General features: G+C 55.1%; 12 protein-coding genes. 10 read left to right on the top strand and 2 right to left on the bottom strand.

Annotated elements, in window-relative coordinates; genetic code table 11:
- Positions 1-4: 4 nt before the first annotated feature.
- Both L0U80_RS03220 and L0U80_RS03215 read right to left on the bottom strand, forming a co-directional pair.
- Positions 5-1,021, bottom strand: a complete 1,017-nt coding sequence (locus tag L0U80_RS03220; protein ID WP_233862482.1) for a GDP-mannose 4,6-dehydratase — start codon at positions 1,019-1,021, stop codon at positions 5-7.
- Positions 1,018-2,175 carry a glycosyltransferase family 4 protein gene (locus tag L0U80_RS03215; RefSeq protein ID WP_233865619.1) on the bottom strand — a complete coding sequence of 386 codons (1,158 nt, stop codon included), beginning with the start codon at positions 2,173-2,175 and terminating at the stop codon, positions 1,018-1,020. Before L0U80_RS03215 ends, L0U80_RS03220 begins: the two co-directional genes overlap by 4 nt.
- Positions 2,176-3,205: 1,030 nt before the next feature.
- Here L0U80_RS03215 and L0U80_RS03210 point away from each other — a divergent pair.
- From L0U80_RS03210 to L0U80_RS03165, 10 genes are all read left to right on the top strand, one after another.
- Positions 3,206-4,621, top strand: a complete 1,416-nt coding sequence (locus L0U80_RS03210) for a mannose-1-phosphate guanylyltransferase/mannose-6-phosphate isomerase (RefSeq protein WP_233862481.1) — start codon at positions 3,206-3,208, stop codon at positions 4,619-4,621.
- Positions 4,622-4,742: 121 nt separating this feature from the next.
- Positions 4,743-5,534, top strand: a complete 792-nt coding sequence (locus L0U80_RS03205) for an ABC transporter permease (protein WP_233862480.1) — start codon at positions 4,743-4,745, stop codon at positions 5,532-5,534.
- The gene (locus L0U80_RS03200) at positions 5,524-6,999 is read left to right on the top strand and encodes an ABC transporter ATP-binding protein (RefSeq protein ID WP_233862479.1); all 1,476 of its coding nucleotides are present in this window, start codon (positions 5,524-5,526) and stop codon (positions 6,997-6,999) included. Before L0U80_RS03205 ends, L0U80_RS03200 begins: the two co-directional genes overlap by 11 nt.
- 55 nt (positions 7,000-7,054) lie before the next feature.
- The gene (locus L0U80_RS03195) at positions 7,055-7,756 is read left to right on the top strand and encodes a sulfotransferase domain-containing protein (protein WP_233862478.1); all 702 of its coding nucleotides are present in this window, start codon (positions 7,055-7,057) and stop codon (positions 7,754-7,756) included.
- A 273-nt stretch (positions 7,757-8,029) separates the two neighbouring features.
- Positions 8,030-8,863: a class I SAM-dependent methyltransferase gene (locus L0U80_RS03190; protein WP_233862477.1), complete on the top strand. Its 834-nt coding sequence runs from the start codon at positions 8,030-8,032 to the stop codon at positions 8,861-8,863.
- Positions 8,864-8,868: 5 nt separating this feature from the next.
- Positions 8,869-10,176 carry a methyltransferase domain-containing protein gene (locus tag L0U80_RS03185; protein WP_233862475.1) on the top strand — a complete coding sequence of 436 codons (1,308 nt, stop codon included), beginning with the start codon at positions 8,869-8,871 and terminating at the stop codon, positions 10,174-10,176.
- 2 nt (positions 10,177-10,178) lie between these two features.
- Positions 10,179-12,665, top strand: coding sequence for a glycosyltransferase (locus L0U80_RS03180; protein ID WP_233862473.1), 2,487 nt, complete (start codon positions 10,179-10,181; stop codon positions 12,663-12,665).
- A gap of 3 nt (positions 12,666-12,668) precedes the next feature.
- Positions 12,669-13,994, top strand: coding sequence for a glycosyltransferase family 2 protein (locus L0U80_RS03175; RefSeq protein WP_233862471.1), 1,326 nt, complete (start codon positions 12,669-12,671; stop codon positions 13,992-13,994).
- 69 nt (positions 13,995-14,063) lie between these two features.
- On the top strand, positions 14,064-14,954 hold the full coding sequence (locus L0U80_RS03170) for a class I SAM-dependent methyltransferase (RefSeq protein WP_233862470.1): 891 nt from the start codon (positions 14,064-14,066) through the stop codon (positions 14,952-14,954).
- Positions 14,955-14,962: 8 nt separating this feature from the next.
- Positions 14,963-16,279 carry a glycosyltransferase family 4 protein gene (locus L0U80_RS03165; protein WP_233862468.1) on the top strand — a complete coding sequence of 439 codons (1,317 nt, stop codon included), beginning with the start codon at positions 14,963-14,965 and terminating at the stop codon, positions 16,277-16,279.
- Positions 16,280-16,290 lie beyond the last annotated feature (11 nt).

The following is a 16,290-nucleotide window of genomic DNA, read 5'->3' as shown; positions in this document are numbered from 1 at the left end:
ATCTTCAGCAACGCGGTCGCGAATTGAGTCTCTCGACCTGCGCTTCCACCATCGTCTTCACCATATCCTCGAAGCTGATGGTGGGTTCCCAATGGAGAATCCGGCGTGCCTTTGAGGCATCCGCAAGAGTCTGTCCGGTCTCGAGCGGACGAACCAGCTCAGGATCGCTCACCACGTGATCCGCCCAGTTCAGCCCGACACCTTCATAGGCCACCTTGCACAGGTCGCGCAACGTGTGAAGCTTTCCCGTACCGACCACGAAGTCATCTGGTTTGTCCTGCTGCAACATCAGCCACATCGCGCGGACAAAGTCGCTGGCATGGCCCCAGTCGCGCGCGACATCGAGGTTACCCAGCGCGAGACGCCCCTGCTCGACAATCGGATGCCCGCGCTCGTTCAGATCCTGGGAATCCTTGATCCCCAGCGCGGCGCATGCGGCGCCATAGGCAATCTTTTGCGTGACGAAATGAAGGGGGCGACGTTCACTCTCATGATTGAACAGAATGCCGCTGGAAATAAATAGCCCGTAGCTTTCACGGCAGATACGGACCATCTGGTGTGCGTAGACCTTTGCGGCCGCGTAAGGATTCGCGGGATTAAATGCCGTGTCCTCGTTCTGCGGGATCGTCTTCGCGCTGCCAAACATTTCCGACGATGAAGCGTGATAAACGCGCGCGTCAGGGCACGTGTGGCGGACCGCCTCGAACAACCGGATTGCACCCATCCCGTTGATCATCAGCGTCTCAGGAGCCCGATCCCAGGATTCGCCAGGACGTGACTGCGACGCAAGGTTGTAGATCTCGTGGGGTTTCGAATCCTGCAGTGCCGTGACGATGTCGACGCCTTCGGACATATCGCCAAACAGAACGGTCACCTTGTCTGCAAGATGACTCGCGTTGTTCGGGCGAATCCAGCTTTCGCGCCTGGCGAAGCCGAACACCTTGTAGTCACGTTCGAGCAGAAACTCCGCAAGCAAGGATCCGTCCTGCCCCGTTATTCCGGTGATTAACGCTCTCTTCATGCCGTTACCTGCCGTTTTGGTGAGGCAACTGCAACTTCATACAGCTGCAGCAATTCCGCCGCGCTCCGTTGCCAGTCAAAACGCTTTGCCTGTTTTACTGACGCCACACCCAGTGCGTCTCGCTCATTTCGATTCGCAGCCAAGTGCAGCATCGTCTGTGCCCAACCCTCTATATCCTTCGGATCAACGAGAATGGCCGCATCGCCGGCGACTTCGGGAACCGAACTCGATGTTGTCGTGATCGTCGGCGCACCGAACTGCATTCCCTCTAGCACAGGTAAACCAAACCCTTCGAACAGCGACGGATACAGATTCGCATAGCAGTTCCGATACAACCAGATCAGTTCTGCATCCGACACGTACCCCGTCATCACGACCTGATCCTGAATCCCAAGCTCGGCGAGGTGTGTCTGAAAGTCGTCCATAAGCCATCCTTTGCCGCCCGCCAGAACGAGCGGCATTGGCGCACCGCCGGAAGCCAGATATCGCGCGTAGGCTTGCACAAGCCTGCGCTGGTTTTTCCTTGGCTCCACTGTGCCAACGCTCAGCCAGAACCCCCCGGAAGGCACCTCGTGTAGTGCCTTCGGACGCTTACCTGGCGCCGAGGAATCGGCAAAACGCGAGCACGGGTAAATCACACGCACACGATCGCCGGGGAAATGCGGAAACGTGTTCAGATAGGACGTTCGTGAGGCATCTGAAATCGCCACAATCCAGTCCGCTGCAATCGCGGATCGAAATACACCCTCGAAACATCCGAGCCTGTTCACCTCTGTTGTCCATGACGGATCGATCGCGAACCCCATGTCGTAAAAGGTGTAGATAAAGCGACTTGATGCGATCCGCACTGGCGACCAGAAATTGTTGGAGTGGATGACATCGGGGTATCCGAGCGATGCATCAACGCCGTCCCCGCTCCAGAACTTGCGCGCCGTTCTGCGCAACAAGTGCCTCGGACCATACCTCGTGTTCTGAGCGCTGTACGGATTCCGGATGGGCATCAAGGTGTCAAAGTAGAAATCACCAAAGCTCGGGTACAGCGCGTAGCGGTGCTGCGGCGCGATATCGATCATCGCCCGCACCATCGAGTGAGCGAAGTAACCGCAACCGGCCTTCCCTGTTCCGGTTTGGGAAATATCAAACCCAATGTGCATATCGCGCAAGATTCTGCATGGCTCGTCGTGTCAAAAACATGACGGTCTCACCGGCACGCCCTAATTGTTTCCTATCCAGAAAGATAGCGCCCCCCAAAAAAATCAGGCGGCATCCCGCTCACGGCACCACGATTAGCATTTCACCAGACGCTACCAATGCGCCTGCGCCATAGGAATGGCTCACCAAAAACAAAAAGGCAGCAAACTGCAGACGCACTCGGCGAGCAGAATCGTTCCCCATTAATCATCGCGATTCGACGGGAAATCATGACATGCCGCCGCCTCGCTAGTGCTACTGATGTGTTGCTGATTGTAAATATCACCATATTGCGGCGCACAACTTTCTGCGACACGATACTATGTGCACAATTCAATTGCTATTGCCAATCGATGATTTGTATGACTGTTCATATGTCACCATACGTTAAAGATCGTCAACCGCAATTCAATTCATACGCGTGTCGTGTATGGCTGCTATCTGCGCGAGTTTTTTTTACATTATTTCAACATACCTTTCGTTTGTATTTATGCAATTACGGCGAAAAGAGCAATCGAAACGCCTCGACCCCACACCGTCTCCTGTCACTTTCTACCGACTATAACGACCCGACCGAGGGGCAGATCCAAATTGCCCCTGCTCAGCACGATTGTTATACTGGGTTGGCACATCGGCGCGTAGGGTTGGTTAGCGCGCGTAGTAGTCTCTCGGGAACGAGACGCCACGTAGAAAAACGGCACTCTACATATGTGGCAAGGTGCAGGCATCATAGTTGCTGTGCATACGGTGCATCACCTCACCCCATGCGTCGCAACTCGAAATTCGCTGCCAAGGTGTCCTATGTGGGCAAATACAGGAGCGCAACGACCGGGCTGACACAAACACCCATGCGGCCTGTCAAATTTATTGACATCGTCCGCACCCAATTCCTGACGCTACGTCGAGACCCTCGCGTGTTTGTGCTGAGCTTGAGTTCAAGCGACAGCACCGCGGCGATCAAAGGGCCGAGATCCAACTAATGGAAGAAAGCCTATGCCGTTGATTACGACCATTCTCTGTGGCGGCGCTGGCTCGAGGCTGTGGCCGGTTTCCCGAGAACTCGAACCCAAGCCGTTCATTCGCCTGGCAGACGGACAAAGCCTGTTGCAGAAGGCGTTTCTACGCGGTGCCCAGATTCCCGGTGTCACAGAGATGCTCACGGTCACCAACCGTGAACTTCTCTTCAAAACTCAAGATGAGTTTCGGGAAATCAACACCACCGGACTCGCAACGTCGTTCGTGCTCGAGCCTTGCGGACGCAATACAGCAGCGGCCATCGCTGTTGCCGCGCTGCAAGTTGCGAGAAAATACGGCCCGGACTCCTTAATGCTAGTGCTTGCCGCTGACCACCTGATCTCAGATCAGGAGGCCTTCGAACAGGCTGTATCGAAGGCAACAAGGATGGCTGCGGACGGAAAGATTGTGACGTTCGGCATTCAGCCAGACCGCCCCGAGACAGGCTACGGATATATCGAGGCAGATGGTGACAACGTCCTGCGCTTTGTCGAAAAGCCCTCCCTTGAGAAGGCGCAGGAATATCTTGCGTCAGGGCGCTTCCTGTGGAACTCGGGGATATTCTGCTTTGCAACTGGCACCATGCTCCAGCAGATGGAGGAGCACTGCCCGCAAATCCTCGCAACCGCACGGGCGTGCGCGGAGCAGTCCCGATCTGCAGACGGCAAAGGCTACACTCAACTGGAACTCGACGCGGACTCGTTCAAACGCGTCCCGGATCTCTCCGTTGACTATGCAGTGATGGAAAAGTCCGATCGAATCGCAGTCGTACAGTGCAACATTGGTTGGAGCGATATTGGTTCGTGGACGGCTCTGGGCGAACTCGTCGAGGCAGACGAGAGCGGCAACCGGATTCAGGGCGAAGCAATGGTGCACAACACGCACAACTGCTTTATCCGTAGCGATAGACGTTTGGTGGGAGCTGTCGGCGTCGACGACCTCATTATTGTCGACACGCCCGATGCCGTCCTCGTCTCCGATAAATCCAGCGCGCAGGACGTCAAACACATCTACGCCAGATTGAAGGCCGCGGGCCACGCGGCATACAAGCTACACCGTACTGTACATCGCCCCTGGGGCACCTATACGGTGCTGGAGGAAGGCGACCGCTTCAAGATCAAGCGGATCGAGGTCAAGCCGGGTGCGAGCCTGAGCCTTCAGTTGCATCATCACAGAAGCGAGCACTGGATCGTAGTGTGCGGCATGGCCAAGGTCGTCAACGGTGAGCGTGAGCTGTTCGTGAATACCAACGAGTCCACGTACATTCCTGCCGGACACAAGCACCGCCTGGAGAATCCCGGGATCCTGAACCTCGTCATGATTGAAGTTCAAAGCGGCGCATATCTTGGTGAAGACGACATCGTTCGCTTCGACGATATCTACGGGCGTGCTTGAGATGAACGCGCCCGTGCACGCACGGGCATAACCCCATCTCCCTTGCGTTTTTGCGCCCCCAATTAGACAGGCCATTCAGTCAATGAGTCAGAGTCACTACCACCCATCGACTCCGCGATCAATGCTCCAAGGCTTTTTGCAGCACCGTGAGTTGTTGTGGGAGCTCGTCAAGCGAGATTTTATCGGGCGATACAAGGGGTCGATGCTCGGCGTGGTCTGGTCGCTCTTCAACCCCTTGCTGATGCTGGCCATCTATACATTCGTGTTCAGCGTGGCCTTCAAGGCTCGCTGGGGTGGGCACAGCGACGAGAGCAAGGTCGCATTCGCCATCGTGCTCTTTTCGGGGATCATTGTTCACACGTTTTACGCAGAGTGCCTCAATCGAGCACCGACGCTGATCGTTGGCCATGCCAATTACGTCAAGAAAGTCGTATTTCCACTCGAGATATTGCCGTGGATGGTGCTGCTATCGGCCCTTTTGCATTTTCTGGTCAGCTTCGGTGCGCTTCTGGTGTTTTGCGTGCTGTCCGGTGTGACGATCCACGCCGGAGCGTTGCTGATTCCCGTTGCGCTCTTGCCGCTAGTCCTGATGATTATGGGAATGTCCTGGGTCCTCGCTTCGCTCGGTGTGTACTTGCGCGACCTCTCTCAGGTCATTGGCATGTTGGTGACAATTTCGCTGTTCCTGGCCCCGATCTTTTACCCGATCGAAAACCTGCCTGGGGCTTACAGGATCTTCCTCTCGTGGAATCCCATCACGCTTCCAGTCATTCAACTCCGTAACCTGATGCTGTGGGCCAAACCGTTTGAATGGGGCGAATGGGCGGTCAGTCTCGTGATTGGCGCATCCATCTGCCAGATTGGCTATTGGTGGTTTCAGAAATCACGCCGAGGTTTTGCTGATGTTGTCTGAAGAAACCGTCATCGATGTCCGTAACCTCAGCAAGCGTTACGAAATCTATCAGACGCCACGCGATAGGTTGAAGCAACTCGTCCTGCCGCGCCTGCATCAGACAGTAAACCGCGCGGGCGTAGCGATGCATCTATCGCACCCTCGTCCGTCACCTCATTATTTTCGCGAGTTCTGGGCTCTACGGGACGTCTCCTTTCAAGTCCGTCGCGGTGAGACGCTTGGGATCATTGGCCGCAACGGCAGTGGCAAGAGCACATTACTGCAGATCCTGGCCGGCACGCTGACGCCGACGCACGGCGAAGTCAACGTGTACGGTCGCGTTGCCGCCTTGCTGGAACTTGGCAGTGGATTCAATCCCGAGTTCACCGGTCGTGAAAACGTCTTCCTGAACGGTCGAATTTTAGGGCTGAGCCAGCGAGAGATCGAGGAGCGCTACGACCAGATTGTCGAATTCGCGGACATTGGCGAGTTCATCGAGCAGCCGGTCATGACCTATTCCAGCGGAATGTTCGTGCGTCTTGCATTCGCGGTGCAAGCGCACATCGATGCCTCGATTGTAATAATCGACGAGGCACTAGCGGTCGGCGACGTGTTTTTCAGGAATAAATGCTATACCCGTCTTCAACAGTTGCGTGAAAGCGGTACGGCCATCTTGCTTGTATCGCATTCGATGCCTGACATCGAGCAATATTGTGAGCGCGCCATTCTGCTTGACCACGGCATACCTCGGTTCATTGGGCCATCGTCTGAAGCAGCGAAGCGCTACTATTTGCTGCATCAAGCGCCTCCCCAGCAGGACGGAGATCGCGTGAAGAATATGCAGTCGGTCCCGAAGGCCGACGAGGTCGACATGCAGGACGATACCGGGATGCACGCAGCGGACCGCGCGCCCTCGGCCGCATATATCGATCTGACGGGCAAAGCACAGGTCAGCGACGGCAAGGTTCGGTGCGTTGGCGTCGCAATCTGCAATGAGGCCGGCGAACCCTGTATTAGTTTTCGGCAGGGTGATCTCGCAGTTTTCTATTACGAATTCGAACTGACTGGGGACATTGACGTGCCAATCTGTGGCATGGTCATCAAAAGTGAACGTGGCGTCATCGTTCACGGCAAGAACAGCTGGCAATTTGACAAAGACGTTCCGTCGGTATCCGGTTCGGGTTCACGCGTATTGTGCAGACACGAAGTTAGACTCGACATTGGTCTCGGCGAGTATATTTTTGAGGTTGGCCTCGCTTCCATTTCGCATAGAACATGGACCAATCGCGAGAATATTTCTTACGAGAGAATGTCGTCGGAAATCCGACGGCACTGCCACATTCCGGATTCCGGCTCATTTTCTGTCGGGTTTGCAATGAAGAACGGAGTTTCCATACTGACGCACCACGGTATGGCCAACTTGCGTGGCGACATGACAATGACCGCACTGGCACCCCTGGATCTAAATCAGGTTGAGGGACACTAGCCAATAACTTAGACAAATTTCGCAACCGAAAACGATATAGAAGCAATCGATAGATATGGAAATGCCTATTGTATTGACCGAATACCCGAAATCGGGAGGATCCTGGATCACCTCTCTGATTGGCGATGCGCTGAACGTTCCTAAGCGCGACATCTATGTGCGCCCGGGTTTTGATTTATTCGATACGAGTGACCACCCGTGGTACAAGAACGGCGCAGCGCACGATTTTCCGACTCAATCCGTCGTTAAGAGCCACGAACTCCCCGACTCCAAGTTGATTGACTTCGAGGCGAAATATCTACATCTGGTTCGTGATGGACGGGACGTCATAGTATCGCGCTGGTTCTTTGACAAGGACTTCCTCGTCAAAAACGGCATCACTGCTTCTTTCGATAAAAACTTTGATGACTATGTAGAGGAAAAGGCGATTGAGTGGTCGCGTTATGTATTGGCGTGGGCAAGCACAAGCACTTTGACTATTCGATACGAAGACTTCCTGGCCGATCCCGAAACGGCCCTTGGTTCGGTAGTCCAGAAGATATCTGGTACTACTTTGTCGCCTGGCTTGCTTGCGGACGTGGTAGGAATGCACACGAAGGAAAAATTCGCAAGATCTTTAAGTAATACGTTTAAACATAATACTTTTGTGCGAAAAGGCATTTCAGGAGACTGGAAGAATCATTTTTCCCGGCGAAATAGTGATTCCTTTGCGTCGATCGCTCACGACGCTATGTCCTTGTTAGGCTATGCGCTTTGACCCTGTGGACGTGTTTACGTCGCGAACATTAGATGCCCCCCGCGTGGTTGCATCACCGCCACGTCGTTCGCGCGAGATAGCAATCGAGTCTGTCGTCGTGAACCCGTGCACCCATGCTTATGCGCCACAAGATAAGTGCATGGTGAACACCTCGTTCAAAACCGAGTATCGGGAGAATTATTTCACGCCTCTAGTTGTCGAGAAGTCTAACGTACAACGCGGCAACCTCCTTATCGACGCGGGCTATGAGTTGACAGGCAATGGAGCTGCTTGATGCAAAGTAAAATCTTATCTGATGAAGACGTACTCGCTGGTTACGATCGCGTCGTCACGCTTTACGCTCACATCCCTCCGCTGAGTCACTGGCGTGCATGGGAGTACGCTGCCTATCAACACTATCGTGTTGATGGCCGAATTCTCGATCTGGGCTGCGGCGACGGGCAATATTTTCGCCTGATTTGGCCACAGGCCAGCAACGTAGTCGGTGTCGATATGAATCCAGGCGTGGCGGAATCAGGCAGGCAGAGTGGCGTGTATCGGCAGGTACACGCTGTTGCCGCTCACCGGGTACCCGAACCAGACGCCAGCTTCGATCATGTTTTCGCGAACTGCTCGCTTGAACATATGGACCACCTGGATGCTGTATTGCGTGAAATTCATCGATGCCTCAAGCCGGGTGGCACCTTATTGTGCAGCGTAGTGACGGATCGCCTGATCGAATGGTCGATCCTGCCTAAATTTGTCGCTATGGCGGGGTTCAGCGATGCCGCTGCTGCGTTGCAAACGGATTTTTCTAACTACCACAACCTCGCCAACCCGCTAGCCGTAGGTGAATGGGTCGATAGCTTCAGGCGCGCCGACCTCGTTGTCGAGGAACATATCCCGCTTCTACCTAAGCATAACGGAGGGATATTCCTGCTGATGGATACTTTGTGGCATGTCAAACACGCCGAAGGCGGCGAAATGGGCGATCTGATTTTCCCGTTCCTTTCAGCCAATGCAAAATTCCCGGTGGCATTCCGTAAAGTATTCGCTGGGCTGCTCGAAATGGAAACGGACTCGAAAGACGGTTGCGGTGCCGTATTCCTTGTGCGCAAACCTCGATAACGAACATGACCACGTGCTGGTGCGGAAGCACTGAATTCCTTCCTTTCAGCGATGAGTACGCGGAGTGCTGTAATTGCGGCACTCTAGTCCTGCTTGTCGGTATGCCACCGGCAAAGTTGATCGTGGAGGACGACGATACGGATTTCTACGGGAAAGCGTACTGGCTGGATCACCAGAGCGACGATTTCGGTTATCCCGACATCTACAAACGCGCGCGTGCAGACCTGACGGAACGTAACTTGTACTGGCTAAAGGTCCTCCTGAAGTACCGCCTGCCGGGAGCGAAGATACTGGAACTCGGATGCTCGCACGGTAGTTTCGTCGCCTTGATGCGGTTGGCTGGATATGACGCATCCGGTGTGGAAATGAGTCCGTGGGTCGTCGAGTTCGGCAAGAAAACCTTTGGCGTGCCCATTTTCCAGGGGCCAGTGGAAAACCTCGACATTCCGGCCGGAAGCCTTGATGTCATCGCGCTGATGGACGTACTGGAGCATCTACCTGATCCAGTCGCCACGATGGCTCACTGTCTCAAACTGCTGAAACCGGACGGACTCCTTCTGATTCAGACCCCACAGTTCAAGCAGGGCATGAATTACCGGCAACTGGTTGAAACGCAGGGCGTGTTTCTCCAGCAACTCAAGTCGGATGAACATCTTTACCTGTTCACCGATAGCTCCGCAACCCGCCTGTTCCAGCAGCTTGGCGCAGAACACATTCGATTTGAACCTGCGATTTTTGGTCACTACGACATGTTTTTCGCCGTCAGCAGGGTACCACTCCCGTCCGACACGGCTGATACAGGTTACGCAGCGCTGGAAACCAAACCACAAGCAAGGATGGCCTTGGCGTTACTTGATATTTACTCGCGCGAAACGGCCGCGACGGCGCAACTCATGGCCGACAAGGCGCATCTCATTGCGCTGCTGGAGTCCAGCGAGGCCGACCGCGCGGCCCGACTGAGGGTTATCGAGGCACAAGGCAACGAAAACGTGAACCTTGCTGCCAAGTGGGAAGCCAGCGAGGCAGCGCGTGCCAATGTAGCCACTCAACTGGAGGCCAGTGAGGCCGACCGCGCGGCCCGACTGAAGGTTATCGAGGCACGAGGCAACGAGAACGATAGCCTTGCCGCAAAGTGGAAAGCCAGTGAGGTAGCGCGTGTCAATGTAGGCACTCAATTGGAGGCCAGCGAGGCAGCGCGTGTCGATGTAGGCACTCAATTGAAGGCCAGCGAGGCAGCGCGCGCCGAACTCGACGCGAACTGGTGGGTCCGGGTGGGACGAAAGCTGGGCATCGTGTCGCCCAAGCGAGGGTGATAGTGGCAAGAATTCTGACTCTCACCACCGATCTCCCGTATTTCCCTGGAAAGATGGGGGTAGATTTTTTCAACCTTCGCAATCTGGCTCGCCACCACAGCGTCGCAGTACTTGCGCCCTGCTACGAGAGTTTTCCAGAGCAGGGAATTGCGAATCTGGAAGCGTTTCTTGCCGGTTCCTATTTCTGGCCGCGCCCGGCCGATGATGCGCCCCTCCTGATTTCCGAGTCGTTTCATGGACAACTGAGGCCGTGGCTCGCGCGTCTCCCACGACGCGTGCGCTGGTGGGCGCTCAGGCGTCTCCTGAATATCAAGAACCAGCCACATGATGCCTTTGACAAACTCGCGATTCTGGCCAACTGTGCCCCGCAATTGATCAAGGCGCTCAATCAGGGGCCGTGGAACGCGATGGTTCTGATTCAGACGAACATTGAGCCATGGCTAGATTACCTGCCCGCTGCTGGGGCAAAACTCGTATATTTTCATGACGTGCGGTCGGACTATTTGACGCGAGCGATTACGTTGCCCGGAGTACCCCCTAAGGCACCCACCGAAATCGACGCGATATGCCGGCAAGAACAACGCGTTACCGAGCGCGCGGATGTCGTTGCTTTCGTCTCGGAACTCGATCTCCAGCGTGCGCAGCGATTGTTTCGCATGAAGGCTGAACCGGGCGTTGCGCCAATCCCCGTGGATACTTCCTATTATGTGCCGCGCCCTGACGGCTATGTGAAGGACCCGCGGCCGATCGTGCTCTTTACCGGCCATCTTTCACACCCGCCTAACGTAGACGCCGTGCTGTATTTCCTGCGCGAGATATGGCCCCTGGTACTGGTCGAAAAACCCGATGCCATATTCCAGGTAGTCGGCATGGCGCCGGCACCTGCTGTCGCCGAGGAAGTTGCGAACAGTCGCAACTGTGAACTCCACGCCGACGTTCCGGATATCCGCCCTTACTTCTGGAACGCCAGCCTTTACGTTGTACCGATGCGCTACGGCGGCGGCGTGAGGCAAAAATTGTTTGAAGCGTGGTCGATGCGCGTACCCGTGGTATGCACCACCATGGCGGCCGAGGGCGCCGATGCGGCAGACGAAACGGAATGCTGGCTCGAGGATGCGCCGGCAGCATTCGCTCGCCGTGTTGCGACGGTGCTGCGCTCTACGGAAGAACCCGCAATCGTGCGAGCCGCGAAAATCAAGGTTGAGAAATGTAACTCGATCGGCAGCGCTGCACCCAGATTCCAGGCCTTAGTCGAACAGGCCGTGCGCGCCAGAAAGCGGCATCCATTCAAACTGCTTTACGATCTGCGCTGGATGGAACTCGGCAAAGCGGGCGGAATTGAGCAAGCGACTTATGAGCTCGTTTCGGCTGTGAGTCAACTCGATCGGACGAATGCCTATCGAATCTTCGCACCTAGAAGCGCGAGTACCGAGTGGAATTTCCCAAAGGGTTTTCAGGTCAAGCAACACTATTCTGATCCGGTTTCCAGACAATTTGAAATCGCGCGATCGTTCTTGACCAACAAGTTCGCAGAAAGCTTCCGCATGTACCCGGTTCTCACACCGCACATGCGATCATTGTCTGCCTATCGCAAGATGGATTTTGACCTGGTCCATTCGGTCGCCGGGTACACGCATCCTGACCTGATTGGCTTTCCCGGGGTGCTGACGATCAACGATCTCCAGCACTTGCACTATCCTCAGTTCTTCTCGGAATCTGAGTTTGAGGAGCGAGAGCGCCTGTACAGAGAATCCGCCGAGCGCGCACAACATATCATCTGCATTTCCGAATTTACGCGACAGGATGTGCATCGCCAGTACGGTATCCCGCTCGAAAAAATGAGCACCGTATGGATTATTCCGAGCCGGAACGTGTGGCAACCGCTAAGCGAATCCTCCAAAACGGCGTTGCTCGCTGGGATGCGGCTAACGACGGCTCCGTTTTTCTTCTTCCCTGCCCATTGTTGGCCGCACAAGAATCATATCAAGCTCGTTGAAGCGTTTCAGCGTGTTGCTTCGGAATTGCCGGCCAATGTGAAACTGGTCATGACAGGTCGCCCGTTTCCCGAGGAACATCCTGCCGCAGTGTTCATTCGCGAGAACAACCTTGCCTCGCGCGTAATGCACCTGGGATTCCGCTCGCCGCTTGAAGTGCGGGCGCTGTTTCAGGGGTGTCAGGCACTGGTGTTTCCTTCCCTGTTTGAAGGTTATGGGATGCCTGTGGCCGAAGCCATCATCGCCGGTAAGCCGGTGCTGTGCTCCAACGTCACCTCGCTTCCCGAACTGGCCGGCGACGCCGCACTCACGTTCGACCCATCTAACGTTGACGAGATCGCGAAGAGTCTGCTGACCGTCGCTACTCAGTCAGATCTGCGAATGACGTTGGCCGAAGCGGCGCAGCGTCGTCGCCCCCTCTTTTCCGCCCATCGAAGTGCAATCCAGACCATGTCGATCTATCAACGCGTGCACGATGAGATCTACGGCAGCTAAGCGATGAAGCCACTACCCACTATTTCTATTGTCGTCCCCTCGTTCAATCAGGCGCAATACCTGCCTGAGACGTTGCAGAGTCTGGTCGACCAGAACTATCCGAATCTCCAGGTCATCATTCAGGAGGGACAGTCCCGCGACGGGTCCGTGGAAATTGCCGAGGATTTCGTGCGCCGGTACCCGGAGATCTTCCAGCTGTACGTTGAAAAAGACGACGGCCAGGCCGATGCGTTGAATCGCGGTTTCGCGCGAACTACCGGCGAGATCATGGCGTTCCTGAACTCCGACGATACCTATTTTCCGGGGACATTGCACCGCGTAGCAGCCGAGGTGGACCCCGCTCGCGAACGGTATGTCGTCATGGGACGAAGCATCTTTACCGGCGCGGGATCCCGGTATGTCGGCATTGAGCACCCGGCCGAGTACGTGAGCCACTTCGAACACCTTGCGATCTGGAAGCGCGGTTTCAACACGATTCCTCAGCCATCCGTTTTCTGGCACCGCGCCGTGTGGCAGCGCTGCGGCAGACTCGACGTCAACGAACATCATGCGCTCGACTATGATCTGTTCTGCCGCTTCAGCAAGTACTATCGCTTTCACAAGATCGACGAGCTGTTCAGTACGTATCGCATGCACGACAGTTCGAAGTCGTCCCAACGAACTGAGGCAGAGGTGCTTGATCTCTCAATCGGCGTCAGCCGCAAGCACTGGGGTGCTTGGTGGGATCCGATGCGCTGGCGCTGTACGTTCTCGCACTGGTGGCATAACCGGCATCTGCATGAGCGTGCTCGCCACCACGCGCGGCGAGCTGAAGACGCCTTCAGCGAACGCCGGTACGCCACCGCACTCATGGAATTCTTGAGAACGCTGACTACCTCTCCGAAGATGGCGCGCGATCGCCTCGTCTACGGCTGGCTGGCAGCGAAAGGCGGGCGACTGTTTCGTCAGCTCGCCGTCATCAGCGAGGGCTATACCGAGCGGTACCCGGATGGCTGGATTGGGCCAGTGTATCGCCGCTACGTCGAGGTTCCGGAAAACAGCTCCCAGATTGTCATCACTGCAACGCACAGTTGCCAGCCAGGACATCGGAAGATCGCAACCCGACTATTTATTAATGGCGCGTTGGTGGATTCGAAGAAAGTCCAAAGTAGTACAACCTTCTCCTTGGGCACGGATGCAGCACCCTATCAGGGCACCACGGTGATGCTAGAAATTCGAACAGACTCCTATTTCGTGCCATCGAAACTTTCTGAAGGACAAGACAACCGACAGCTTTCGTTGCAGCTCAATGATATCAGCTTGACCAGCGCTAGCAGTCTCGCTCCGTAAATTCGTTGAACGCGACCAGCAGTATTTCTTATTCGCCTCGTGCCATGCTGTTCCTTCACGGAGTAAGAGATGTTTAGCACAGTCACCGGCAAGAATTTGTGGGCCTCAACGCTATCGAAACTTCTTTCACGAAAAGGCAGCCCAATTGATGCAACGCTCGAGGCTTACATAAAAAGCATCAATTCGTACAACGCGTCTCAGCCAAATGTTGAGATGCTCGATGCAATACGGCGATACAACCACACGATAGTTGATTCGCTCAACACGATACAGCCATTGAAAGGTCGTCGCATTCTTGATATCGGCGCATCGCCTCACGGATATGCATTGGAGCGATGCCTAACGCTCGGGGCAGCAGAATATGTGGGAATCGGCCTGGATATTCATGACGAGTTCGACCTTGTAACGACGTCAGGCAACGCGCGTCTAACGTACATGAACGCTGAGTCGCTGGAATTCAGCGACAACGAGTTTGAGTCGATCGTTACGATGTCGACGTTTGAACATATCGGTAACGTCGGCAAAGCGCTATCGGAATTTCGTCGGGTCCTGAAGCCGGGCGGTTGCATTCTTATTTCGTTCGAGCCGCTATGGACTTGTTCCTATGGTCACCATCTCCATCATTTGGGCGAGATATCCAGGCTAGTACCCGACTGGGCGCACCTGATGTGGTCAAAAACTGAAATGTATGAACACCTTCACTCGTGCTGGCCTGACAATGCCCCGATCAGTGTGGAGGACGCGTGCACGTGGATCTACGACGGGGATGCATTGAACCGGAAGGGCATTGTAGAGATGCGACAGATTCTTTCCGACTGCCAGATGCACATCGAGTGGATCATTCCAATGCTTGACGAGAGCAGAAGTGAGGAACAGCTAGCTTTGGCGAGGGAGAAAACAGGGCTATCTCGCGAAGACCTTATGACCAAGGGATTATCCGTACTAATTTACAAGCATTAAATTCCAACGTGTCTTATCAATCCACCGCAGACGTTGAACCAGCGATCGCCGGGACAATCGAATATCCCCGTAGCGTCGCCGTTGACTTGACGCCCGTTCTGCCGGGCGGCGACAACGGTGGCGCGAAAATCTTCGTGCTCGAGTTGCTGCGATACCTGGCAGATATCGCACCAGCGACACAATTCATATTGCTCACGCATGCGGCAACCCACGACGAATTGGCATCGCTCGATCGGCGGAATATGAAGCGGCGAATGATTGTTGGTTCCGCCGACGCGCCTGCAAGCCGATTGCGCTTCGCGGCATTGGCAACGCGTGTCGCACCCCAGATTCCTGCGAGATTGATCAAGCTTGTGAGCCGACTCGGTTACAGAGCAAACGCGGCCCTAAAACGCAGAGGTTCCAATCGTCTGCTTCGGGACCTGGAGGTCGATCTACTTTTTTGCCCATTCACTGCACCTACGTACTTCGAGCGCGGCATTGCCACCGTGTGCACAATCTACGATCTCCAGTTCAAGACTTACCCAGATTTTTTTACGCCCGCGGACGTGGCCCATCGCGATCAAGTCTTCGTCGACGCATGCGCTCGATCCACTGTTCTCGCAGCGATTTCTGATTATTCGCGTCAGTCCGCAATTCGTCATGGTCATCTACAACCTTCGCGGATACGCACGATTCACCTGCGCATTGCGCGAAGATTTGCATCTCGCACCGCACCGAACTTACACGTACTGGACCGTCTAGACCTCTCGTCAAAGAGGTATTTGGTCTACCCCGCTAATTTCTGGAAGCACAAAAATCACGAAATGCTGATCACCGCATTCGGCATGGCGTGTTCGACCGGAAAGCTCGGGCACGATATAAAACTTGTCTGCACAGGCGCGCCCGGTCCACGACAGGAATGGCTCATCGCCGCAGCACGAGCGATGAATCTCGAAGAACGGGTTCTCTTCCCGGGATACATACCGGATGGCGAACTGGGAGGACTGCTGGCTGAGTCCAGCGGAGTGATCTTCCCATCCCTATACGAGGGATTCGGCCTGCCTGTGATCGAGGCAATGGCTGCCGGGATTCCAGTAGCATGTAGCAACACGACTTCGCTACCCGAAGTGGCGGGCGACGCAACCCTCTTGTTTGACCCACGAGTTCCGGGTCAAATTTCTGACGCGATTGTCTCGCTAGTCAACGACGAACCCTTGCGGGCGCGATTGATTGAAGCTGGAGCACGGCGCGTCGACGAATTCTCCGACACGGAATTAATGGCTAATCAGTATTGGGAGCTTTTCCAATACGCTACCGCCAACACAACTGCGCACGCGACCTAACTTGTACGCGA

This window comes from Paraburkholderia adhaesiva (genome assembly GCF_021390575.1).
Classification (GTDB): domain Bacteria; phylum Pseudomonadota; class Gammaproteobacteria; order Burkholderiales; family Burkholderiaceae; genus Paraburkholderia; species Paraburkholderia adhaesiva.
The sequence above is the reverse complement of the archived record's forward strand: the minus strand, read 5'-3'. Positions and strand labels throughout refer to the sequence as shown.

What these genes read in the sequence shown, in the direction of transcription:
- L0U80_RS03220 (WP_233862482.1), bottom strand. Translation starts at nt 1,021, where the DNA reads ATGAAGAGAGCGTTAATCACCGGAATAACGGGGCAGGACGGATCCTTG.
- L0U80_RS03185 (WP_233862475.1), top strand. Translation starts at nt 8,869, where the DNA reads ATGACCACGTGCTGGTGCGGAAGCACTGAATTCCTTCCTTTCAGCGAT.
- L0U80_RS03190 (WP_233862477.1), top strand. Translation starts at nt 8,030, where the DNA reads ATGCAAAGTAAAATCTTATCTGATGAAGACGTACTCGCTGGTTACGAT.
- L0U80_RS03170 (WP_233862470.1), top strand. Translation starts at nt 14,064, where the DNA reads ATGTTTAGCACAGTCACCGGCAAGAATTTGTGGGCCTCAACGCTATCG.
- L0U80_RS03205 (WP_233862480.1), top strand. Translation starts at nt 4,743, where the DNA reads ATGCTCCAAGGCTTTTTGCAGCACCGTGAGTTGTTGTGGGAGCTCGTC.
- L0U80_RS03210 (WP_233862481.1), top strand. Translation starts at nt 3,206, where the DNA reads ATGCCGTTGATTACGACCATTCTCTGTGGCGGCGCTGGCTCGAGGCTG.
- L0U80_RS03200 (WP_233862479.1), top strand. Translation starts at nt 5,524, where the DNA reads ATGTTGTCTGAAGAAACCGTCATCGATGTCCGTAACCTCAGCAAGCGT.
- L0U80_RS03175 (WP_233862471.1), top strand. Translation starts at nt 12,669, where the DNA reads ATGAAGCCACTACCCACTATTTCTATTGTCGTCCCCTCGTTCAATCAG.
- L0U80_RS03215 (WP_233865619.1), bottom strand. Translation starts at nt 2,175, where the DNA reads ATGCACATTGGGTTTGATATTTCCCAAACCGGAACAGGGAAGGCCGGT.
- L0U80_RS03195 (WP_233862478.1), top strand. Translation starts at nt 7,055, where the DNA reads ATGGAAATGCCTATTGTATTGACCGAATACCCGAAATCGGGAGGATCC.